Source organism: Eubacterium sp. An3 (assembly GCF_002159465.1).
GTDB classification, from domain to species: Bacteria; Bacillota; Clostridia; order Lachnospirales; family Lachnospiraceae; genus Anaerobutyricum; species Anaerobutyricum stercoris.
In genome coordinates this window covers 1-23,454 of sequence record NZ_NFIR01000034.1, presented here as the reverse complement: position 1 = coordinate 23,454, position 23,454 = coordinate 1, and the positions used below count along the sequence as shown (strand labels likewise).

Below are 23,454 nucleotides of genomic sequence, written 5' to 3'. Positions count from 1 at the left end.
TGTCATAAGAAATCCTTGCCGCCCCTGCCCCCAAGCGGGGGCGGCTGAAAGGAGGTTGACACCGTATGGATTTCTTACTCGATGCCCTTACTGACTGGCTCAAGGAAATGTTGGTAGGCGGCATTATGAGCAACTTATCGGGGATGTTCGATAGCGTGAACCAGCAGGTCGCAGACATTGCGACACAGGTGGGCCAGACCCCTCAGGGCTGGAACGGGAGTATTTTCAGCATGATCCAAAATCTCTCCAACTCCATCATGGTGCCGATTGCTGGCGTGATCCTGGCTATCGTGATGACGCTGGAGCTGATTCAGATGATTACCGACAAGAACAACCTGCATGATGTGGACACCTGGATGATCTTCAAATGGGTGTTCAAATCTGCCGCTGCCATCCTCATCGTCTCAAACACCTGGAACATCGTGATGGGCGTGTTTGACGCAGCTCAAAGTGTGGTGGCGCAGGCGGCGGGCATCATCGGTTCCGACGCTTCCATCGACATCTCCTCTGTCATGACCGATATGGAGTCCCGGCTGATGGATATGGACCTGGGGCCGCTGTTCGGCCTGTGGTTCCAGTCGCTCTTTATCGGCATTACCATGTGGGCGCTTTACATTTGTATCTTTATCGTGATTTATGGCCGTATGATTGAGATTTACCTTGTGACCTCGGTGGCTCCCATCCCTATGGCCACCATGATGGGCAAGGAATGGGGCGGTATGGGCCAGAACTATCTGCGCTCGTTGATCGCCCTGGGCTTCCAGGCATTTCTCATCATCGTCTGTGTGGCGATCTACGCCGTGCTGGTGCAGAGTATTGCCACCGAATCCGACATCATTATGGCCATCTGGAGCTGCGTGGGCTATACGGTCCTGTTGTGCTTTACGCTCTTTAAGACCGGCAGCCTCGCAAAATCCGTTTTCAATGCACATTAACCAGGAAGGAGGTAATCCCTTTGGCTTATGTACCCGTACCCAAGGATCTTACGAAAGTCAAAACCAAGGTCGCGTTCAACTTAACCAAGAGGCAGCTTGTCTGCTTCGGCGGCGGTGCGCTGATCGGCGTACCGCTTTTCTTCCTGCTCCGGGGGCCTGTGGGAAACAGCGTGGCTGCCATGTGTATGATGCTGGTCATGCTGCCCTTCTTCATGCTGGCGATGTATGAAAAACACGGTCAGCCCCTGGAAAAGATCGTGGGCAATATCATCAAGGTGGCCGTCATCCGGCCCAAGGAGCGCCCGTATCAGACCAACAACTTCTATGCCGTTTTGGAACGGCAGGAAAAACTCGACAAGGAGGTGTATGACATTGTTCACGGTAATCAAAAGCTGGCTGCACCGGCTGTTCGGAAAAGACGAAAAGACCGCGCAGCCGGTTAATCAGAAAAAGATGAAAAAGCTGTCCCGCGCCGACAGAAAGCAGATCGAGGCTGCCATTGCCCGTGCCAATCGCACAGACAAAAAGAAAAAATCGGCTCAGGACAGTATCCCCTATGAACGGATGTGGCCGGACGGCATCTGCCGTGTGGCAGGCAGCCGCTACACAAAGACCATCCAATTCCAGGACATCAACTATCAGCTCTCGCAGAACGAGGACAAGACAGCGATCTTCGAGGGCTGGTGCGATTTCCTCAACTACTTCGACAGCTCCATTCAGTTCCAGCTGTCCTTTTTGAACCTGGCAGCCTCTGAGGAGACCTTTGCCCGCGCCATCAACATTCCTCTCCAGGGGGATGATTTTGACAGCATCCGGGTGGAGTACACCACCATGCTGCAAAACCAGCTGGCAAGAGGCAACAACGGTCTTATCAAGACCAAGTACCTGACTTTCGGCATCGACGCCGACAGCCTCAAGGCCGCCAAGCCCCGTCTGGAGCGCATTGAGACCGACATTCTCAACAACTTCAAACGCCTGGGCGTGGCCGCCGAGACCCTGGACGGCAAGGCGCGGCTGGCACAGCTTCACGGCATTTTCCACATGGATGAACAGGTGCCGTTCCGCTTTGAATGGGACTGGCTGGCTCCGTCCGGTCTGTCCACCAAGGATTTCATCGCGCCGTCCGGCTTCGAGTTCCGCACCGGCAAACAGTTCCGTATGGGTAAAAAATACGGGGCTGTTTCTTTTTTGCAGATCCTCGCCCCGGAGCTGAATGACCGGATGCTGGCGGATTTTCTGGATATGGAAAGCTCTCTGATCGTCAGCCTGCATATCCAGTCCGTAGATCAGATCAAGGCCATCAAGACGGTCAAGCGGAAAATCACCGACCTGGATAAATCCAAAATTGAGGAACAGAAAAAAGCCGTCCGCGCCGGATATGACATGGACATCATTCCCTCCGACCTTGCCACCTACGGTGCCGAGGCCAAGAAGCTCTTGCAGGATTTGCAGAGCCGAAACGAGCGAATGTTCCTTGTGACCTTCCTGGTGCTGAACACGGCGGACAATCCCCGGCAGCTGGGCAACAATGTGTTCCAGGCCAGTTCCATCGCACAGAAGTACAACTGCCAGCTGACAAGGCTTGACTTCCAGCAGGAAGAAGGGCTGATGTCTGCGCTGCCCTTGGGCCTCAATCAGATCGAGATTCAGCGGGGGCTGACCACCAGTTCCACGGCTATCTTTGTTCCGTTCACCACCCAGGAGCTTTTCCAGAACGGCAAAGAGGCGCTGTACTACGGTATCAACGCCCTGTCCAACAACCTCATCATGGTGGACCGCAAGCTGCTGAAAAACCCCAATGGACTGATTCTCGGCACCCCTGGTTCCGGCAAGTCCTTCAGCGCCAAGCGCGAGATCGCCAACTGTTTCCTGCTCACCAATGATGACATCATTATCTGCGACCCGGAGGCCGAGTACGCGCCCTTGGTGGAGCGCCTGCATGGGCAGGTCATCAAGATTTCGCCCACCAGCAGCAATTACATTAACCCTATGGATTTGAACCTGGACTACTCGGACGATGAAAGTCCGCTGTCTCTCAAGTCCGACTTCATCCTGTCTCTGTGCGAGCTGATCGTAGGCGGCAAAGAGGGCTTGCAGCCGGTTCAGAAAACCATCATTGACCGCTGTGTGCGGCTGGTGTATCAGGACTATCTCAATGACCCCCGCCCGGAGAATATGCCCATCCTGGAGGACCTCTACAACCTGCTGCGGGCGCAGGACGAGAAAGAGGCGCAGTACATCGCCACGGCGCTGGAAATCTATGTGACCGGCTCCCTCAATGTGTTTAACCATCAGAGCAATGTGGACATCAACAACCGTATCGTCTGCTACGACATCAAGGAGCTGGGCAAGCAGCTGAAAAAGATCGGTATGCTGGTGGTCCAGGACCAAGTGTGGAACCGCGTTACCATCAACCGTGCTGCCCACAAATCCACCCGTTACTACATCGACGAGATGCACCTGCTGCTGAAAGAGGAACAGACCGCCGCCTACACGGTGGAGATTTGGAAGCGGTTCAGAAAATGGGGCGGCATCCCCACCGGCATCACGCAGAATGTCAAAGACTTGCTTTCTTCCCGCGAGGTGGAGAACATCTTTGAGAACTCCGACTTCGTGTATATGCTCAACCAGGCGGGCGGGGACCGGCAGATTCTCGCCAAGCAGCTGGGCATTTCCCCTCACCAGCTTTCCTATGTGACCCACTCCAGCGAGGGCGAGGGCCTGCTGTTCTATGGCTCCACGATCCTGCCTTTCGTGGACCATTTCCCCAAGAACACCGAGCTGTACCGCATTATGACCACCAAACCCCAGGAACTGAAAAAGGAGGATGAATGACCATGAAACCCAACACCGAACTGAATACCATGATGTTTTTTGACGATGCCCTGGAGGGTGAGCGCACCCAGCTGCTCACCGAGCTGGCCGATGCCGTCAGCGAGACCCGCACGGCGGCGGATCAGGCTGCGGAGCTGAACGAGGACGGCGAAGCGGGCCTGCTGCGCCTGACGGAAATCTGGTGCGCCATGAACGGCGTCCCGGCCATCGTCATCTTCGAGGGCGGGCAGTCCGAGCTGCTGGCCAATGTGGTGGCGCAGATCTACGCCCATCTGCTTCAGCACCCCTCCCGTGACCCTGTGGGGCTGGCCGTCTATGTGGAGCTGCGCTACATGACGGCCTCCCTCATGTTGGGGGAATGGTTTGAATAAGGAACCGCGCCTGCGCTTTACGGACGAGGAACGGGCTGACCCGGCTCTGGAGAAGCCCATCCGTAAGGCGGACAAGGCCGCCGCCAAAGCAGACAAGGCGCAGGCCAAAATCCCGAAAAAACAGATCCGGCAAAAGACGGTGGACCCGGAGACCGGCAAAGTGACCACCAAGCTGGTGCTGGAGGACAAGAAGAAGCCGCCCTCCAAATTGTCCCATGCGGTGCGGGATACCCCCGCCAATGCCGCTCTGGGGAAGCTCCACAAGGAAATCCGGGAGACCGAACAGGACAATGTGGGCGTGGAGAGCGCCCACAAGTCCGAGGAGGCTGCCGAGACCGGCGTTAGGCTTGCACGGGAAGGCTACCGCAGCCACAAGTTGAAGCCCTACCGCAAGGCGGCCCAGGCCGAGCAGAAGCTGGAGAAGGCCAATGTGAACGCCTTGTATCAGAAGTCCCTGCGGGAAAATCCCCAGCTTGCCAGCAACCCCATCTCCCGCTGGCAGCAGAAACAGGCCATCAAAAAGGAATACGCTGCCGCCAAGCGCGCCGGTCAAGCTGTCGGGAACACCGCCAAGACTGCGGAGGCCACCGGCATGGCGGCCAAGGCGGTCAAGGAGAAAGCCCAGCAAGCGGGCGCGTTTGTCATGCGCCACAAAAAGGGCTTTTTGATTGCGGGTGCGATCTTCCTGCTGGTCTGTATGCTGCTCAACACCATGTCCTCCTGCTCCATGATGGCGCAGAGTATCGGTTCCGTGGTGTCCGGCACCACCTACCCGTCGGATGATCCTGAGCTGGTGGCGGTGGAGGCCGACTACGCTGCCAAAGAAACGGCGCTGCAAGCCGAGATCGACAACATCGAAAGCAGCCATCCGGGGTATGACGAGTACCGCTATGACCTGGATATGATCGGGCATGACCCCCATGAGCTGGCAGCCTACCTGTCCGCCGTGCTGCAAGGCTATACCCGGCAGAGCGCCCAGGCCGAGCTGGAGCGCGTGTTCGACGCACAGTATGAACTGACGCTTACCGAGGAAGTGGAGATACGATACCGCACCGAAACTTCCACGGACCCCGTGACCGGCGAGACGACCACCGAGGAAGTCCCGTATGAGTATTACATTCTGAATGTGAAGCTCACCAGCAAGCCCATATCTTCCGTGGCTTCGGAGCTGCTAACCCCGGAACAGCTGGAAATGTACCAGGTGTACCGGCAGACGCTGGGCAACAAGCCGCTGATCTTCGGCGGCGGCTCCCCGGATACGAGCAACTCCGAGGACCTGACCGGCGTGGTATTCGTCAACGGCACCCGCCCCGGCAATCAGGCCGTGGTGGACATAGCCAAAAGTCAGGTGGGCAATGTGGGCGGTCAGCCCTACTGGAGCTGGTACGGCTTCAATTCCCGTGTGGAATGGTGCGCCTGCTTCGTGTCCTGGTGCTACGGCCAGATGGGGCTGTCCGAGCCGCGCTTTGCCGCCTGCCAGTCCCAGGGTATTCCGTGGTTCCAGTCTCACGGACAATGGGGCGGGCGTGATTACGCCAATATCGCCCCCGGCGACGCCATCTTCTTTGACTGGGACCTGGATGGCAGCGCCGACCATGTGGGCCTTGTGGTCGGCACAGACGGCAGCCGGGTCTACACCGTGGAGGGCAATTCTGGCGACGCCTGCAAGATCAAGAGTTATTCCCTGTCCTACGAGTGCATCAAGGGCTACGGCCTGATGAACTGGTAAGGCCGATTTATGAGAAAAGGAGTGATTGAAATGGCTAAGAACAAAATCCAGCGCATTGACCAGGAGATTGCCAAGGTCCGCGAGAAGATCGCGGAGTACCAGGACAAGCTGAAAACCCTGGAGGCGCAGAAAACCGAGGCGGAGAACCTGGAAATCGTTCAGATGGTGCGCGCCCTGCGGCTGACCCCGGAGCAGCTGAACGCCATGCTCTCCGGTGGTACGGTCCCTGGCATGGCCGCTGCCTCCGCCAACTACAACGAACAGGAGGATACCGACCATGAAGAATAAGAAAATTTTCAAAACCCTTTCGGCCCTCTGCGCCGCCCTGGTGCTGATGATGGGCCTTTCCGTGACTGCCTTTGCCCAGGGAACGGAAGAACTTCCGGCGGAGGATGCCACCAACGACAGCAATGTGGTCGTGGAGGAAACCGAGGACAGTCCGGCCCTGACCCCGGATGGCAACGCCGCCCTGGTGGATGATTTCGGCGACAACAAGCAGCTCATCACCGTCACCACCAAGGCAGGCAACTACTTCTACATCCTCATTGACCGGGCCAACGAGGACAAGGAAACCGCTGTCCACTTCTTAAACCAGGTGGACGAGGCGGACCTGATGGCGCTGATGGAGGACGGTCAGACCACCCAGGAGCAGCCCGCCACCTGTACCTGTACGGAGAAATGTGTGGCCGGTGCGGTGAATACGGCCTGCCCGGTGTGTGCCACCAATATGAGCGCCTGCACGGGTAAGGAGCCGGAACCGGAGACCCCGGAAGAAACCCCGGAACCGGAAGAACCGGCGCAGAAACCCGCAGGACTGAATCCGGCCATTCTTTTGGCGGTGCTGGCTCTGATGGGTGGCGGCGGCGCTTTTGCCTACTTTAAGCTGGTAAAAAGCAGACCCAAGACCAAGGGCAACGACAATTTGGACGATTATGACTACGGCGAGGATGATACCGATCAGGAGGACGAGGACTCCTGGGAGACCGAGGAATCTGACGAGCCGGACGCTGACGGGGGCGGCGACGAGGAAAGCGAGGACAAGACGGTTTGACCCGCTTCACCGACAGCCCCTATGAACGCATGATGACACGCAGGCCGGAGGGCGGGAAGGAAACTTCCCGTCCTCCTACTTTATCTCCCGGCCACCCCTGTTATGGCTGCGGAAATTACCGTGACGGTCAGCCCTGCGTGGGATTCTGCCACCGGCAGCTGACCGCATGGCTGCGGGAAAGGAGGATGAAAAACCATGAAGCTGGTGATCGCTGAGAAACCGTCCGTTGCCCAAAGTCTGGCCGCCGTGATTGGGGCCACCGCCCGCAAGGACGGCTATCTGGAGGGCGGCGGCTGGCGGGTCAGCTGGTGTGTGGGCCATCTGGCTGGTCTGGCCGACGCCGACGCTTATAACCCGGACTACGCCAAGTGGCGCTATGACGATCTGCCCATTCTGCCGGAACCCTGGCAGATGGTGGTGAGCAAGGACAAGAAGAAACAGTTTGATGTGCTGAAGCAGCTGATGAACGCCCCGGATGTGACCGAAGTGGTAAACGCCTGCGACGCCGGACGCGAGGGGGAGCTGATCTTCCGCAGCGTCTATGAGCTGGCGGGCTGCCAGAAGCCCATGAAGCGGCTCTGGATTTCCTCAATGGAGGATTCCGCCATCCGGGAGGGCTTTGCAAACCTGCGCCCCGGTGCAGACTATGACGGCCTGCGGGATGCGGCCCTCTGCCGCGCCAAAGCGGACTGGCTGGTGGGTATCAATGCCACCCGGCTGTTTTCCGTGCTGTACCACCGGACCCTCAACATCGGACGTGTCATGTCCCCGACGCTGGCCCTCATTGTCCAGCGAGAAGCCGAGATCGACACCTTCAAGCCGGTGCCATTCTACACGGTCACACTGGAGCTGCCCGGTTTCACCGTTTCCGGGGAGCGCATGGCAGACAAGGCTGCCGCCCAACAGCTGAAAACGGCCTGCCAAGGTGCGGCTGCCACAGTGAAAAAAGTGGGGCGCAAAAACAAATCCGAGAAGCCGCCCGCCCTCTATGACCTGACCACCCTCCAACGGGACGCCAATCGGCTGCTGGGGTTCACCGCCCAGCAAACCCTGGACTACCTGCAAAATTTGTATGAAAAGAAGCTCTGTACCTACCCTCGGACGGACAGCCGCTATCTGACTTCGGATATGGCGGCGAGTCTACCGGAGCTGGTCCAGCTCACTGCCGGGGCGATGCCCTTTTCCAATGGCATGGAGATTGCCTGCAATGCCGCCCAGATTGTCAACGACAAGAAAGTGACCGACCATCATGCAGTGATCCCTACCCGCAACCTCCAGGGCGCGGACCTGTCCGGCCTGCCGGTGGGCGAAAAGGCGGTGCTGGAGTTGGTGGCTCTGCGCCTGCTGTGCGCCGTGGCCCAGCCCTATACCTTTGCGGAAACCGCCGTTGTTGTCGAGTGCGCCGGAGCGGAGTTTACTGCCAAAGGCCGCACAGTGAAAAATTACGGCTGGCGGGCGCTGGACGCTGCCTATCGCGCAGGGCTGAAGAATGTGGAGCAGGACAAAGAACCCGAGGACAAGGCTCTGCCTGAGCTGTCTGAAGGTCAGACGCTGCCCCTTTCTGGTGCTACCGTCAAGGAGGGCAAGACCACCCCGCCCAAGCACTTCACCGAAGATACGCTACTCTCCGCAATGGAGACTGCCGGGAAGGACGATATGCCGGAGGATGCCGAGCGCAAGGGCCTGGGGACCCCGGCCACCCGCGCCGGGATTCTGGAAAAGCTGGTTTCCACCGGCTTTTTGGAGCGCAAAAAGAGCAAGAAAACCGTGCAGCTCATGCCATCCCATGACGCGGTATCCCTTATCACCGTGTTGCCGGAGCAGCTGCAATCGCCCCTTCTGACTGCTGAGTGGGAGTACCGGCTGGGTGAGATCGAGCGTGGCGAGCTGGCCCCGGAGGATTTCATGGCTGGGATTAGTGCCATGCTCAAAGAACTTGTGGGAACCTATCAAGCTATCAAGGGAACGGAGTATTTGTTCAGCCCTTCCCACGAAGTGGTGGGCAAATGCCCCCGCTGTGGCGGAGAGGTTGCAGAAATGCAAAAAGGCTTCTTCTGTCAGACAGAATCTTGCAAATTTGCAATTTGGAAAAACAACAAGTGGTGGGAGATGAAGCACAAGCAACCTACCAAAGCCATCGTAACGGCACTGCTCAAAGATGGCCGCGCTCATGTGAGGGGCTTGTACTCCGAGAAAACCGGCAAGACCTACGATGCCACTGTGGTGTTGGCGGATGATGGGCAGTACGCCAACTTCAAGCTGGAGTTTGACCAGCAGAAAGGTGGCAAACGATGAAGCTCTCACGCTATGAACAGGAAACCATCATCCTCTACAACCAGGCCGAAGCCACCGCCGAGGTCTATACCCATGACCCCCGGCTGCTGGAGAAGCTGCGGCGACTGGCAGAGAAATACCCGGACCAGATTGTGAAAAAGGACCGCCAGACCTTTCTCGTTCCCAAACGCTGTGTGTCCGTCCGGGAACCTTACAGCGCCGAGCGCCGTAAGGCAGCCAGTGAACTGGCCAAGGCTGCCGGATACAGGCCGCCCACCCCCAAGAAAGGCAATGAGTAAGCATGGCTGAAAGTGTCTTTGAGGCTGTCAAGCAGTCCATCACCGTCCGAGAAGCAGCGCAGATGTACGGAATCGAGGTCAACCGGAGCGGCATGGCCTGTTGTCCCTTCCACGATGACAAAAATCCCAGCATGAAGCTGAACGAGGAATATTTTTATTGCTTTGGCTGCGGAGCCACCGGCGATGTGATTGACTTCACAGCGAGGCTCTACAATCTGTCCCCCAAAGAGGCCGCCGAGAAGCTGGCCCAGGATTTTGGCCTGGCTTATGACAGTCAGGCCCCTCCCCGGCGACGCCATGTCCGCCAGAAATCCGAGGCGCAGAAATTCAAGGAGGACCGAGACCATGCCTTTCGTGTCCTGGCCGACTACTTTCATTTGCTCCGCAAGTGGGAAACGGACTACACACCCAAAACACCGGAGGAAAATCCACATCCCCGATTCATGGAGGCAATCCAGAAAAAGGACTATGTGGGCTATCTGCTGGATTTTTTTCTGGAGAACAGCCCGGAGGAGCAAAAGCTGTGGATTGCCGAACATCAATCAGAAATAGCCAAATTGGAAAGGAGAGTGAAATTCATGGCTGATAAGACCACCAATCGAGAACGGTTACAAGAGATCACAGCGGGCATTGAACAGGGTATCAAGGAACTGTTTGAGAGCGAGAAGTATATGCGCTATCTGTCCGTCATGTCCAAGTTCCACCGCTACTCCGTCAACAACACCATGCTCATCTATATGCAGCGCCCGGACGCCACCCTGGTGGCCGGGTTCAACAAGTGGAAAAATCAGTTTGAGCGCCATGTGAAAAAGGGTGAGCATGGTATCACCATCATTGCCCCCACGCCCTACAAAAAGAAGATCGAGGAAATGAAGCGCGACCCGGATACTCATGCACCCATCCTGGACGCGGATGGCAAGGCGGTCATGGAGGAAAAAGAAATTGAAATCCCCATGTTCCGTCCGGTGAAGGTGTTCGATGTGAGCCAGACGGACGGAAAGCCCCTGCCAGAGCTGGCCTCCAGCCTGTCCGGGACGGTGCCGCACTATGAGGCTTTCATGGAAGCTCTGCGCCGCTCGGCTCCGGTTCCCATCGAGTTTGAGCCGATGGCCGAGAACATGGACGGCTATTTCTCCTCTGACCAGCAGCGGATCGCCATCCGGGAAGGCATGAGCGAGGTGCAGACTGTTTCCGCCGCTGTCCATGAGACCGCGCACAGTAAGCTCCACGACCCCAAAAAGTACGAAGCGGAGCCGACCTGGAAGATCGTGATGGTGAGCGAGGGCGGCACCAAGCATGACTTCCGTCTGGACTTCGCCACCGAAGCAGAGGCGGAACAGGCCGCCGCCGAGGAAGGCTGGCGCTATGTGGACGAGAATCGGTTTGAGTGGCGGTTGGAAGTGGAGGAAGATCTGACGGCGGTGAAACAGGCCGCCAAGAACCGCAACACCGAGGAAGTGGAGGCCGAGAGCATTTCTTATGCGGTTTGCCAGTATTTCGGCATCCAGACCGGCGAGAACAGTTTTGGCTACATCGCTTCCTGGTCGAAGGACAAGGAGCTGAAGGAGCTGCGGGCCAGTCTGGAGACCATCAACAAGACTTCCTGCGAGCTGATTAACGACATCGAGCGCAACTACAAGGAAATCTGCAAGGAGCGCGGCATTGACCTGACTGCCGCCACGGAACCGCAGCAGGACTCTATCGAGCAGCTGGCAGCAGACATCGACCAGTTCACTTTCGATTATGACCCTTATGAGTATCGGAACAATGCAGATAGCCGTGAGGACGCACTGCACGAACTGACTGCCACACTCCGAAGCGGAGATGCCAGCGGTGTACGCGAATGGCTCCAGAATATCGTGAACGAGGATGAACCGGATGAAACCACCCAAAAAGCTGCCGAGCTTATGGGACGCTTGGATCAGCTGGTGCCGATGACTGAACCGGAACAGCTGACCGAGCCGGAAAATACCGAAAGTGTCCAGCCCAGCGCCGAGTACCGGGAGGCCCTGTTGGTGCTGGATGATACCAGCTACCTTCATGTTCAGCCCTGCGACACCGGCTGGGACTACACGCTCTACGATGTGGCAACCATGAAGCAGATGGACGGCGGCCAGTTGGACGGGCCGGATATGGGCCGTTCCACAGCGGTTAGCCATATCTGCGAGGACCTGGGGATGGGCGGCAAGTCCATCAAGTATGCGCCGCTGTCCATGATCGAGACTTTGCAGGAGGCGGCTTACCACCAGATGCAGGAACAGGTCAGCCAGCAGACCACAGAAGCTGCCGCCACCCAGCTGCCGGATGCCCAGGAGCAGGCGTTGGACGAGTATCCCATGCCGGACCCGGCACTGACTCAGGATGATCTGGAGAAATGCGGCTACCTGGACGGTGACCTTCTGCCCCTCTCCAAAGAGCGAGCCTATGAGCTGATGGAGCGAGACCTGACCGTTTATATCGTCCAGGAGGGTGAAAACCCGGAAATGGCCTTTGACACTGCCGACCTGGACGCCCATGACGGTATCTTTGCTGTGTCCCGCGAGGAATGGGAGCAAAGCCCGGACTTTCACGAAAAAGTTTTGGAACGACAGGATCGGCAGTTGGAACGGGAACAGGCGTTTCTTTCCCATGAGGGAAATTGTTTTGCTATTTATCAGGTGAGCAAGGATGACCCGCAGAATGTGCGTTTTATGAATCTGGATTGGCTGCAATCGCACAATCTGTCCGTAGAGCGGAGTAACTATGACCTTATCTATACCGCCCCTCTGGACGGTTCCGGCAGCACTATGGAGCAGCTGGAAAGGCTGTATGAGCAGTTCAATCTGCAAAAGCCGGTGGATTTTCACAGCCCGTCTATGAGCGTCAGTGACATCGTTGCCATCAAGCAGAATGGTCAGGTATCCTGTCATTACTGCGACAGTGTTGGTTTCACCCAGGTGCAAGGTTTCTTGCCGGAAAATTCGCTGAGAAATGCGGAAATGACGGTGGAAGATGATTACGGCATGATCGACGGTATCATCAATAACGGCCCAAAGGAGCCGACAGTGGCCCAGCTGGAACAACAGGCCCGCAGTGGTCAGCCCATTTCTCTTATGGACTTGGCAGCAGCCGTCCATCGAGAGGAACGGGAAAAGAAAAAGTCCGTAATGGAGCAGCTGAAAAGCCAGCCCAAGACGGAACACAAAAAGACAGCGCAAAAAAAGAGCGCGGAAAGGGAGCTTTGATATGAACAACTTCACCTTTGAGGAAACGAACCTTCTTTGCATCTACAACACCGGCAGCCGCACCGGGCTGATCGACGCTCTGACGGAGATGCGCGGTGAGCTTTCGCCGGAGGAAGCCGAGCTGCGGGAACTGACGGACAGCGCCCTGGGTAAACTCCAAGCTATGAACGACACCGAGTTTGCCGAACTGGAGCTGTACCCAGATTTCGACGAGTAAAAAACACACATAAAGACCTGATGGGACGGCCTGATATGCCGTCCCATTTCTATTCAACATGAAGGGAGGACAGAAAACCATGCCATCCAAAGCTGAATTTTACCGGCAGATGGCCGAACAGGTATCGACCCAGCTTGTAGGCAGCTGGAAGGAGTGGACGGCTTTTCTCACCACCGCCGCCCGCCTTTATAAATACCCATTCCACGAGCAAATGATGATTTACGCCCAGCGCCCGGATGCCACCGCCTGCGCCGAGTATGACCTGTGGAATGAAAAAATGGGACGGTATGTGCGCCGTGGCTCCAAGGGTATTGCCCTGGTGGACGATTCCGGCGACAAGCTTCGCCTGCGCTATGTGTTCGATATTTCCGATACCGGCACCCGTGAACATTCCCGTACACCCTGGTTGTGGCAGCTGGAAGAACAGCACATTGGGCCTGTGTCGGCCATGCTGGAGCAAAACTACGGCGTTGCCGGTGACAATCTCGCCCAGCAGCTCACGGATGTAGCCGGAAAGCTGGCGAGTGAGTATTGGGACGATCATCAGAGAGATTTCCGCTATATCGTTGACGGTTCGTTCCTGGCGGAGTACGATGATTACAACATCGAAGTCCAATTTAAGTCCGCCGCCACCGTCAGTATCGCCTATGCCCTGATGTCTCGCTGTGGGCTGGATACGGAACAATATTTCCAGCATGAGGACTTCATGCCGATTTTCGATTTCAATACCCCGGCCACGGTTGGGGCGTTGGGCGCGGCGGTCAGCCAGATTAACCAGCAGGTTTTGCGGCAGATCGGCGTCACCATCCAGATCTATGAGCGCGAGCAACTCGCGGAAAGGAGCGTTACACATGGAGAACAGCCTGACTTACACGATGAACGGAGATTATCAGATTCCCGACCTGAAGCTGACCGAACAGCCGGAGAAGCCCCTGGGCAAGTACGGCAGGATGCGGAAAGCGTACCTGAAGGAACACCGGCCCCTGATTTACAATCAGCTGCTGCTGACCGAGAAGCTGTACCCGCACCTCATCGAGATCGACGAGACAGCGCAGAGCCGTCTGGAGCAGATGATGCCCCAGCTGGCGAAAGACGCGGGCGCGACGGAGCAGCTGAAAGCCAGCGACCCGATGCGCTGGGTGGGCCTGATGAACACCTGCAAAGCACAGGCCGAGGAGATTCTGATGGCGGAGCTTATTCACAGCTGAGTTTCTTCCTCTCCGAAGCAGAACAAATCAGAATCATAGATGAAGCAGAGAATGTGAAAACATCCTCTGCTTTTTCTTTTGCCCAGGCTGACATCGACCATGTGCTGCGGCTGGGCGGCAACACCTATCGCCAGAGAGAGCGCATTGTCGCGGCCTTTGAGGAGCAGAAGTCCACCACCGAGATCGCAGACACCCTGAAAACCCTGTACCATGGCGGCAACGGGATTGGCAGCATCACTGCATGGTATGCCGAGGATGGAATCCATCTTTCCCACGGCAAAACTGCCCGTTACGATAAGTCCGCCCAGGTCATTTCCTGGGAGAGTGCCGCTGAGCGTATCGGCCAGCTTTTGCAGGACGGCCAGTTTGCCACCAATGTGGAGCTGGCTGAGGCTGCGGGCTATGAACGCTCCCTCCTCGCGGAAAAGTTCTGGAATCTGTACCACGATTTCAGCGAGGAAGCCAGAGAAGCTGGGTATCTGCCCATCCTTTCCAACAATCCGGGGCGCGGTTTCCCGGAGGAATCTGCATGGCTCACCGAACAGCTGAAAAGCCCGGAGTTTCGCCAGAACCTTGCGGAAGAATATGCTGCCTTCTGGACGGCCTACCAGCAGGATCGGGATTTGCTGCGCTTCCACTACCATAAACCCAAAGAAATTTGGGAGAACCTGCAAGATCTGTCCTTGCCTCGCACCACCTTTACCTCTCAGTTGACGGAAGTACCTTCGGTCAAGCAGTTTATCTCTGAGGACGAGATCGACGCCGCCATGACCAGAGGCAGCGGATTTGAGGGCGGTAAGGGCCGAGTTTTCACCTTTTTCCAGGAACCCCATACGGATAAGGAAAAGGTGGATTTTCTCAAACATAAGTATGGTATTGGCGGTCACTCCCATGCCCTGTCCGGTGCAATGAAAAGCGATGAAAGCCACGACGGAAAAGGTCTGCACTACAAAAAAGACGGCTGCCCGGATGTGCATTTCACCTGGGAGAAAGTCGCCAAACGGATTACCGACCTGATCCAGAAGGGACGCTATCTCACAGAACAGGAACAGGCGGAGTATGACAAAATCCAGGCAGAAAAGGCCCTGGCGGAAGAAGATGCCCTGCAAGCCCAGCAGCCGGACCCGGCTGTGTGGGAATACAACGGCGTCAAGGAGCGCCACCCGGATGATATAATCCTCTACCAAATGGGGGATTTTTTTGAGCTGTACGGTGAGGACGCCAAAACTGCTGCTGCGGAACTGGACCTCAATCTCACGACCCGCGCTATCCCCGGCGGTGGCCGTGTGGAAATGTGCGGCTTTCCGGCAAACCGGCTGGAGCAGGTTGTGGAACAGCTGCGGGATAAGCATGATGTGACCATTTCCGCTGTCCCGAAGGGCGGCAGGGAGCGGCAGGAGTATTCCATGCCCTCTATCGACCATGAGGCGGAACAGCACATCAATGCCCAGGAAGCGGAGTTTGGCGCAGACGGGACCAGAGTATTTCAGGAGACCGAAGCAGCCGCAGCCCCTACGATTCGAGAACTGCATGAGCAATACAAGCCCATTGTACTTGCCGCTGTTATGGAAGATGTGCCATATCGCAATGCCTGCGGTCACAGTGACCATGAGAACGCCGTGATCGAGGGCAATGCCGCTATTCGCCGTGCTGTCCTGGGATCTGGCAACATGGAGCTGCTCCGCCTCTATTCCGACACACCGGAGTTCCGCCAGCGCCTTCATCGAGAAATCATCGACGAGACCTATCCCAAGCTCCATGAGCTGCTGCACCCTCTCACGGACAATGACATCGACAAGGCTATCCAGGACTGGAACGGCAAAATCGAAAGTAAACACGCCGTTGTCCGTTACATGGAGAAACATGGGCGGGAAAAAGATACCGCTGCATGGCTGGCCCATGAGTTTGACGGCGGCGATGGCAAAACCCCGTTTTCGGTTCGCCCGGAAAGCCCCGAAGGAACGGTGCTGCCCTGGCCCAAGGTACAGCGCCGGATCGCTCAGCTTATCAAGGAGGACCGGTTCTACACCGAAGCGGAACAGGACCGGTTCGACAACATCGACCCCATCGCCATTCGGGAGGCTTTGGCCGAGCGCGGCATTGTGAATGGTGAACTGGTGGATGAGGAAAAACTGGATAATGACCCATTCATCCAGCGTGTTATGGCGGATGTGGAGGCCATATCCAGAGAGAGCGTCCCGGCAGATGAGCCGGAACAGCCTTCTCCCCATAATTTGCGTGTTCTGGTTTCAGATGAGGAATACGCTGCGGCTCGTGGCACACTCCGGGAGCGAACCTCCTACGATCCAGCGGTTCCTCCTTACAATGTGGGTGATATTGTCTATCTGGATGACCGGCCCCATCAGATCACAGAGCTGCGGGATGACACGGTGCAGCTGCTGCCCACCGGCATGAGCTATCCCATCTACCGGGCTGAGAGCCGGGAACGGTTTGAGCAGCTTTTGCGGGAGGATAACCGCAACGACTTCTATACCGAATTCCTGCCTGCAAATCTGGATACGGTGGACCAGGACCTTCGGGATGTGCTGGCCCATGGCCTGATTGGTGAGGCGGACAAGGCGGAGCTTTCCGAGCTTCTTCGCAACGGCAAGAGTAACCAGGAGGTAGCCTTGTGGCTGAGCCGGGCCTATCCCAACATCGTGGAAACGATGGAGCTGGAGACCGGCGAGACCGCCGATTACCGCACGATGCCGGAAGGTATCGAGCTGGAAGTGCTGGATGCAGATGAAAAGCGTCTGGCCATGCTGTTCTTCCAGTGGAGCGAGGTTGCGCCTTTGCTGCGCGGGATGTATGCCCGTCAGTTGGACGGTTTTGAGCAGGAACGCCCCGAACCGGCTGCCGAAACCCCGGCCTTCCAAGCCGAGACTGTGGCTGTCTATCCGGGCGATAAGAACAATCTGCCCTATGATGTGGTTGTTCAGACCCTGCGAACCAATGAGCCGGAGCCGCCCACGCCTGCTGTCGAGCCGGAAAAGACTCTGGATGAGGTACTGGACGAACACCCCGTTTCCATTCAGGTAAACGGCGAGTGGCAGACCTTCCCCAATGTCAAAGCTGCCGAGGAAGCCTCTTATGAGGAATACAAGGCCAATCTGCGTCGCACCGCCGAGAATTTCCGTATCACTGACGATCACCTGGGCGAAGGCGGCCCCAAGGCTAAGTTCCAGGCCAATGTCGAGGCAATCAAGCTGCTGAAATACCTGGAGGAAACCACCGAGCAGGCAACGCCGGAACAGCAGAAAATCCTTTCTCGGTATGTGGGCTGGGGCGGCCTTGCCGATGCCTTTGACCCCGACAAGGAAAGCTGGAGCAAGGAATATGCCCAGCTGAAGGAACTGCTGACCCCGGAGGAATACGCTGCTGCCAGAGGTTCCACCCTCAACGCGCACTACACCAGCCCTACGGTCATCAAAGCGATTTACGAGGCTGTGGGCCGCATGGGATTTGAGACCGGCAACATCCTGGAGCCGTCCTGTGGTGTAGGCAATTTCTTCGGTATGCTGCCGGAGGAAATGCGAAACAGCCGTCTTTACGGCGTGGAGCTGGATTCCATCAGCGGGCGTATTGCCCAGCAGCTCTACCCCAAGGCCGACATCACCGTGGCAGGGTTTGAGACCACCGACAGGCGGGATTTCTACGATCTGGCGGTGGGTAATGTACCGTTTGGCCAGTATCAGGTTCGGGATAAAGCCTATGACAAGCTGAATTTCAGCATTCACAACTACTTTTTCGCCAAGGCTCTGGATCAGGTTCGTCCCGGTGGCGTGGTGGCCTTTGTCACCAGCCGCTACACGATGGACGCCAAGGATTCCACCGTGCGCCGGTATCTTGCTCAGCGCGCCGAACTGCTGGGGGCCATCCGTCTGCCCAATGACGCTTTCAAAAAGAACGCAGGTGCCGAGGTCGTTTCGGACATCATCTTCCTGCAAAAGCGTGACCGTCCGTTGGACATCGTGCCGGAGTGGACGCAGACCGGGCAGACCGAGGACGGCTTTGCCATCAACCGCTATTTCCTGGACCACCCGGAAATGGTGCTGGGCCGACAGGAACCGGAAAGCACCGCCCACGGCATGGACTACACCGTGAACCCCATCGAGGGGCTGGAGCTTGCCGATCAGCTGCATGATGCCGTGAAGTACATTCGCGGCACCTACCAGGAGGCCGAGCTGCCGGAGCTGGGCGAGGGCGAAGCCATCGACACTTCTATCCCTGCTGACCCCAATGTGAAAAATTACTCCTACACCGTTGTGGACGGCGATGTGTATTACCGTGAAAACAGCTGTATGGTACGGCCTGACCTGAATGCCACCGCCGAAGCCCGTGTGAAAGGACTGGTGGGTCTGCGAGAATGTGTCCAGCAGCTCATTGATCTGCAAATGGACGCCGCCACACCGGACAGCGCCATCCAGGACAAACAGGCCGAACTGAACCGGCTCTATGACAGCTTCTCTGCAAAATATGGTCTTATCAATGACCGGGCGAACCGGCTGGCCTTTGCTGATGATTCCAGCTACTATCTGCTCTGCGCGCTGGAAGTCATTGACGAGGACGGCAAGCTGGAGCGCAAGGCGGATATGTTCACCAAGCGCACCATCAAGCCCCACAAGGCGGTGGACACTGTGGATACCGCAAGTGAAGCTCTGGCCGTATCAATTTCCGAAAAAGCCTTTGTCGATATGGCGTATATGGCGGAGTTGACCGGCAAGACCGGCGACGAACTGGCCGCCGAGCTAAAAGGCGTGATCTTCCGTGTACCTGGGCAGTTGGAGAAAGACGGCACTCCCCATTATGTAACAGCCGACGAATACCTGTCCGGCAATGTGCGGCGCAAGCTGCGTCAGGCACAGCGGGCCGCACAGCAGGACCCTTCCTTTGCAGTCAATGTGGAGGCCCTTACCGCTGCCCAGCCCAAAGACCTGGATGCGTCGGAGATTGAGGTGCGCCTGGGCGCTACCTGGATCGACAAAGAGTACATCCAGCAGTTTATGTATGAGACCTTCGACACGCCGTTTTATCTCCAGCGCAATATCGAGGTCAACTATTCTTCTTTCACCGCTGAGTGGCAGATCACCGGCAAAAGCTCTGTAAGCCAGAACAATGTGGCAGCCTATACCACCTACGGAACCAGCCGTGCCAATGCCTACAAGATTCTGGAGGACAGCCTGAACCTGCGGGATGTCCGTATCTACGACACCATAGAGGATGCAGACGGCAAAGAGCGCCGGGTGTTGAATGCCAAAGAGACCACCCTGGCCGCCCAAAAGCAGCAAGCGATCCGGGACGCTTTCAAAGACTGGATTTGGAAAGACCCGGACCGCCGCCAAGCTCTGGTCCGCCAGTACAATGAGGAAATGAACTCCACCCGTCCCCGTGAATACGACGGCGGACACATTACTTTCGGTGGTATGAACCCGGCCATCACCTTGCGGGAACACCAGAAAAACGCTATCGCTCATGTGCTGTACGGCGGCAATACGCTGCTGGCACACGAGGTAGGCGCTGGCAAAACCTTTGAAATGGTGGCTGCCGCCATGGAGAGTAAGCGCCTGGGCTTGTGTCAGAAATCCCTCTTTGTGGTGCCGAACCATCTGACCGAACAATGGGCGTCGGAGTTTCTGCGGCTCTATCCTTCCGCCAACATTCTTGTCACCACCAAAAAGGACTTTGAGACCCACAACCGCAAGAAGTTCTGCGCCCGCATTGCCACCGGCGATTATGACGCCATCATCATGGGACACAGCCAGTTTGAGAAAATCCCCATCAGCCGAGAGCGTCAGGAACGGCTCCTTCAGGAGCAGATCGACGAGATCACCGAGGGCATTGCCGAGGTGAAGTACAGCGGCGGTGAGCGTTTCACGGTCAAGCAGTTGGAACGCACCAAGAAGTCCCTGGAAGCCCGGCTGGAGAAATTGCAGGCCGAGAGCCGCAAGGACGATGTGGTAACATTCGAGCAGTTGGGTGTGGACCGCCTGTTCGTCGATGAGGCGCATAACTATAAAAACCTGTTTTTATACACCAAGATGCGGAATGTGGCAGGTCTCTCCACAAGCGATGCCCAAAAGTCCAGCGATATGTTTGCAAAGTGTCGCTATATGGATGAACTGACCGGAAACCGTGGTGTGATTTTCGCCACTGGCACCCCCGTATCGAACAGCATGACCGAACTTTACACCATGCAGCGGTATCTCCAGTATGACCGCCTGCAAGAGCTGAACATGACCCACTTCGACTGCTGGGCCAGCCGCTTCGGAGAAACCGTCACGGCGCTGGAGCTGGCACCGGAAGGCACCGGCTACCGGGCAAGAACGAGATTCAGCAAGTTTTTCAACCTCCCGGAGCTGATGAACTTGTTCCGTGAAGTTGCCGACATCAAAACCGCCGATCAGCTGAACTTGCCCACCCCGGAGGTGGAATACCACAACATCGTGGCCCAGCCTACTGAACACCAAAAAGAGATGGTGCAGGTTCTCTCCGAGCGCGCCTCCAGGGTACACAGCGGCAGCGTTGACCCCTCAGAGGACAATATGCTCAAGATTACCGGCGATGGCCGCAAGCTGGGTCTGGACCAGCGTATCATCAACCAGCTGCTGCCGGATGAACCCGGCACCAAGGTCAATCAGTGTGTGGGTAATATCATGCAGATCTGGCGGGACGGCGAGGCTGACAAGCTGACCCAGCTGGTATTCTGCGACATTTCCACGCCCCAGGCAGCCCCCTCCAAAAAGGCAGCCAAACAGCTGGATAATCCCACACTTCATGCGCTGGAACAGGCTGTGCCGTTGGATGAGCCTGAGCCTGCCTTTACCATCTATGAGGACATCCGCCAGAAGCTCATCGCCCAGGGAATGCCCGCCGAGCAGATTGCTTTTATCCACGAAGCCAAGACCGAGGTGCAGAAGAAAGAACTGTTTTCCAAGGTTCGCACTGGGCAGGTGCGCGTCCTGCTGGGCAGCACCTCCAAAATGGGCGCTGGCACCAATGTGCAGGACCGGCTTGTGGCGCTCCATGACCTGGATTGTCCGTGGCGTCCGGGAGACCTTGCCCAGCGCAAGGGCCGTATCGAGCGCCAGGGCAACCAGAATCCGCTGGTCCATGTGTACCGCTATGTTACCGAGGGAACTTTCGATGCCTACCTGTGGCAGACGGTGGAGAACAAACAGAAATTCATTTCGCAAATCATGACCAGCAAAAGCCCGGTCCGCTCCTGCGATGATGTGGACGAAACGGCGCTGTCCTTTGCCGAGATCAAGGCCCTGTGCGCCGGAGACCCCCGTATCAAGGAGCGCATGGATTTGGATGTGGAGGTTGCGCGTCTGAAGCTGATGAAAGCTGACCATCAGAGCAAGCAGTACCGCCTGGAGGATCAGTTGCTCAAATACTTCCCCCAGGAAATCGAAACTAACAAGGGGTTTATTAAAGGCTTTGAAGCGGATCTGGAGACCCTGGCCGCCCATCCTCACCCGGAGGATGGCTTTGCTGGAATGGAGATCCGGGGCGATGTGCTGACTGACAAAGAAAACGCCGGTGCAGCCTTGCTAGACGCCTGTAAGGAGGTCAAAGGCTCCGAACCGGTGCAGATCGGCAGCTATCGGGGCTTTACTATGTCCGTGGAGTTTTCCGCTTGGAAACAGGAATATACGCTCCTGTTGAAAGGCCAGATGACCCACCGGGCAAGCCTCGGCACAGACCCGCGCGGAAACCTCACCCGTATCGACAATGCACTGGCTCAAATGCCTCAGCGTTTGGAAGCCGTGAAAAACCAGCTGGACAACCTTTACCAACAGCAGGCCGCAGCCAAAGAGGAAATCGGAAAGCCGTTTCCCTTTGAGGATGATCTGCGAGTCAAGTCCGCCCGTCTGGTGGAACTGGACACGCTGCTGAACATTGACGGCAAGGGCCATGCCCAGCCGGAAACTGTGGTTGCCAAGAGCGCACGGCCTTCGGTGCTGGACAGCTTGAAGCGCCCGGTGCCACCCCGTAGCCCTGAAAAGAAACCGAAACAACATGAGGAGGTGCGATAACATGAATACCAACGATCTGAATACGGCCCTTTATGAGAAGATGGCCGCTGAACAGGACAAATACCGGGACTGGATGAAAAGCCAGCCCCCGGAGGAAATCCTGCACCATACCTATGAGTACACCGTCCGGGAGGACATTGTGATGGCGATGGAGGACTTGGAGCTGACCGATGCCCAGGCCCAGGCGCTTTTGGATTCGCCTACACCGCTGGCCGATGTGTACCGTCACTTTGAGAAGCTGGAGACCGGCTACATGGATGTGATCCGGGACAGCATTGAAAACCGAGCGGATGATGTGTGTAAGGTTTTGGAAGAACAGCGGTCCATCCCTCTCTATCTCCATTCTGCCGCCTATGCGTCCCAGCATGGGGAGATGGCACAATATAACCGCTCTTATCAGGCAAACTTTGACTGTAAAGAGGCCATTGAACACGCCATCAGCGCCCACTATGCGGATAACCGACTGGATACGGAGTCTGCGGTTAAGGCGGTGCTGGAAAAGTTCGGGTCGGAACGAGTACAGTTCATCCTTGCCAACACCATCCAGCATAAGGACAGCGACGGTCGCGTTTCCCGTGACAACAAAGCCTGGGCAAAGACCATTCCCATGCCGGAGGACAGCGGCACTTCGCGCCACTGTGCTTATCTGGTTGTGGATGAGGTCAATCTTGGTCTGACCGATCTGTTTACACGGCAGGCACGAAAAACGCTTCAGGAACCGGAGAAAGGCTCTGTCTTGCAAAAGCTCAAACAGGAGCCTACCACCCACAAGCCTGCTTTATCGAAGAAACAGGAGCCGGAACGATGAGCGCCAAAAAGCGTAAACGGGATGTGCCGGTCCTGTTTTGGGTTTCCGATGCGGAGATGGAAGCGATCCAGCAGAAAATGGCACAGTTCGGAACAAAAAACCTGAGCGCCTATCTGCGGAAGATGGCTGTGGACGGCTATGTGGTACAGCTGGACTTGCCGGAGCTGAAGGAACTGGTATCCCTGTTGCGCCGAAGCAGCAATAACCTGAACCAGCTCACCCGACGGGTACATGAAACGGGGCGGATTTATGATGCTGACCTGGAGGATATAGCCCAACGGCAGGAGCAGTTATGGGAGGGCGTGAAAGAAATCCTAACCCAGCTTTCCAGGCTTTCGTAACATAGTGGTAGTATAAAAATAGTACAAAGTAAAGATGCCATGCAGACCTAAATCATGTATGATAAGAGAGATGATAAAAAGGAGGCAGTACAGGCATGGCAAAGGGTAGCAGATACGATC

17 protein-coding genes are annotated in these 23,454 nt (G+C 56.7%); 16 read left to right on the top strand and 1 reads right to left on the bottom strand.

Annotation, left to right across the window (positions count from 1 at the left end):
• Window positions 1-65: 65 nt before the first annotated feature.
• Genes B5F87_RS17680 through B5F87_RS17625 form a run of 12 tightly spaced genes read left to right on the top strand, consistent with a single transcriptional unit; the run spans window position 66 to window position 12,935 of the window.
• Window positions 66-935: a CD0415/CD1112 family protein gene (locus B5F87_RS17680; protein WP_002578790.1), complete on the top strand. Its 870-nt coding sequence runs from the start codon at window positions 66-68 to the stop codon at window positions 933-935.
• A gap of 20 nt (window positions 936-955) precedes the next feature.
• The gene (locus B5F87_RS17675) at window positions 956-1,378 is read left to right on the top strand and encodes a PrgI family protein (protein ID WP_002578789.1); all 423 of its coding nucleotides are present in this window, start codon (window positions 956-958) and stop codon (window positions 1,376-1,378) included.
• A 10-nt stretch (window positions 1,379-1,388) separates the two neighbouring features.
• Window positions 1,389-3,770, top strand: a complete 2,382-nt coding sequence (locus B5F87_RS17670; protein ID WP_002578788.1) for an ATP-binding protein — start codon at window positions 1,389-1,391, stop codon at window positions 3,768-3,770.
• A gap of 2 nt (window positions 3,771-3,772) precedes the next feature.
• Window positions 3,773-4,141: a DUF3851 family protein gene (locus B5F87_RS17665; protein ID WP_002578787.1), complete on the top strand. Its 369-nt coding sequence runs from the start codon at window positions 3,773-3,775 to the stop codon at window positions 4,139-4,141.
• Window positions 4,134-5,870: a CHAP domain-containing protein gene (locus B5F87_RS17660; RefSeq protein ID WP_087283414.1), complete on the top strand. Its 1,737-nt coding sequence runs from the start codon at window positions 4,134-4,136 to the stop codon at window positions 5,868-5,870. The genes B5F87_RS17665 and B5F87_RS17660 overlap by 8 nt, the downstream gene beginning before the upstream one ends.
• A 30-nt stretch (window positions 5,871-5,900) precedes the next feature.
• Window positions 5,901-6,158 carry a DUF4315 family protein gene (locus B5F87_RS17655; protein WP_002588926.1) on the top strand — a complete coding sequence of 86 codons (258 nt, stop codon included), beginning with the start codon at window positions 5,901-5,903 and terminating at the stop codon, window positions 6,156-6,158.
• Window positions 6,148-6,921 (top strand): DUF4366 domain-containing protein, encoded by a 774-nt coding sequence (locus B5F87_RS17650; protein WP_002588925.1) that lies wholly within the window; start codon window positions 6,148-6,150, stop codon window positions 6,919-6,921. The genes B5F87_RS17655 and B5F87_RS17650 overlap by 11 nt, the downstream gene beginning before the upstream one ends.
• Entirely contained in the window at window positions 6,918-7,136 is a 219-nt protein-coding gene (locus B5F87_RS17645; protein ID WP_038270835.1) for a hypothetical protein, read from the top strand. The genes B5F87_RS17650 and B5F87_RS17645 overlap by 4 nt, the downstream gene beginning before the upstream one ends.
• On the top strand, window positions 7,117-9,216 hold the full coding sequence (locus B5F87_RS17640) for a type IA DNA topoisomerase (protein ID WP_002588924.1): 2,100 nt from the start codon (window positions 7,117-7,119) through the stop codon (window positions 9,214-9,216). Before B5F87_RS17645 ends, B5F87_RS17640 begins: the two co-directional genes overlap by 20 nt.
• Window positions 9,213-9,494, top strand: coding sequence for a hypothetical protein (locus B5F87_RS17635; protein ID WP_002588923.1), 282 nt, complete (start codon window positions 9,213-9,215; stop codon window positions 9,492-9,494). Before B5F87_RS17640 ends, B5F87_RS17635 begins: the two co-directional genes overlap by 4 nt.
• Before the next feature lie 2 nt (window positions 9,495-9,496).
• Window positions 9,497-12,718, top strand: a complete 3,222-nt coding sequence (locus tag B5F87_RS17630) for a YodL domain-containing protein (protein ID WP_002588922.1) — start codon at window positions 9,497-9,499, stop codon at window positions 12,716-12,718.
• 1 nt (window position 12,719) lies between these two features.
• Window positions 12,720-12,935 carry a transposon-transfer assisting family protein gene (locus B5F87_RS17625; RefSeq protein ID WP_002588921.1) on the top strand — a complete coding sequence of 72 codons (216 nt, stop codon included), beginning with the start codon at window positions 12,720-12,722 and terminating at the stop codon, window positions 12,933-12,935.
• 49 nt (window positions 12,936-12,984) lie between these two features.
• On the opposite strand, the gene B5F87_RS21510 is transcribed toward B5F87_RS17625, so the two are convergent.
• Window positions 12,985-13,788, bottom strand: a complete 804-nt coding sequence (locus tag B5F87_RS21510) for a hypothetical protein (protein ID WP_072853160.1) — start codon at window positions 13,786-13,788, stop codon at window positions 12,985-12,987.
• On the opposite strand from B5F87_RS21510, the gene B5F87_RS21505 reads away from it, so the two are divergent.
• The 4 genes from B5F87_RS21505 to mobC are packed head-to-tail and all read left to right on the top strand — an operon-like array spanning window position 13,787 to window position 23,334.
• On the top strand, window positions 13,787-14,143 hold the full coding sequence (locus B5F87_RS21505) for a TnpV protein (protein WP_072853158.1): 357 nt from the start codon (window positions 13,787-13,789) through the stop codon (window positions 14,141-14,143). The two genes, B5F87_RS21510 and B5F87_RS21505, sit on opposite strands and share 2 nt — an antisense overlap.
• Before the next feature lie 53 nt (window positions 14,144-14,196).
• Window positions 14,197-22,185: an SNF2-related protein gene (locus B5F87_RS17620; RefSeq protein ID WP_226394856.1), complete on the top strand. Its 7,989-nt coding sequence runs from the start codon at window positions 14,197-14,199 to the stop codon at window positions 22,183-22,185.
• 1 nt (window position 22,186) lies between these two features.
• Window positions 22,187-22,993, top strand: coding sequence for a DUF3848 domain-containing protein (locus B5F87_RS17615; RefSeq protein ID WP_087283412.1), 807 nt, complete (start codon window positions 22,187-22,189; stop codon window positions 22,991-22,993).
• Window positions 22,990-23,334, top strand: a complete 345-nt coding sequence (mobC, locus tag B5F87_RS17610) for a plasmid mobilization relaxosome protein MobC (RefSeq protein WP_002578491.1) — start codon at window positions 22,990-22,992, stop codon at window positions 23,332-23,334. The genes B5F87_RS17615 and mobC overlap by 4 nt, the downstream gene beginning before the upstream one ends.
• Window positions 23,335-23,454 lie beyond the last annotated feature (120 nt).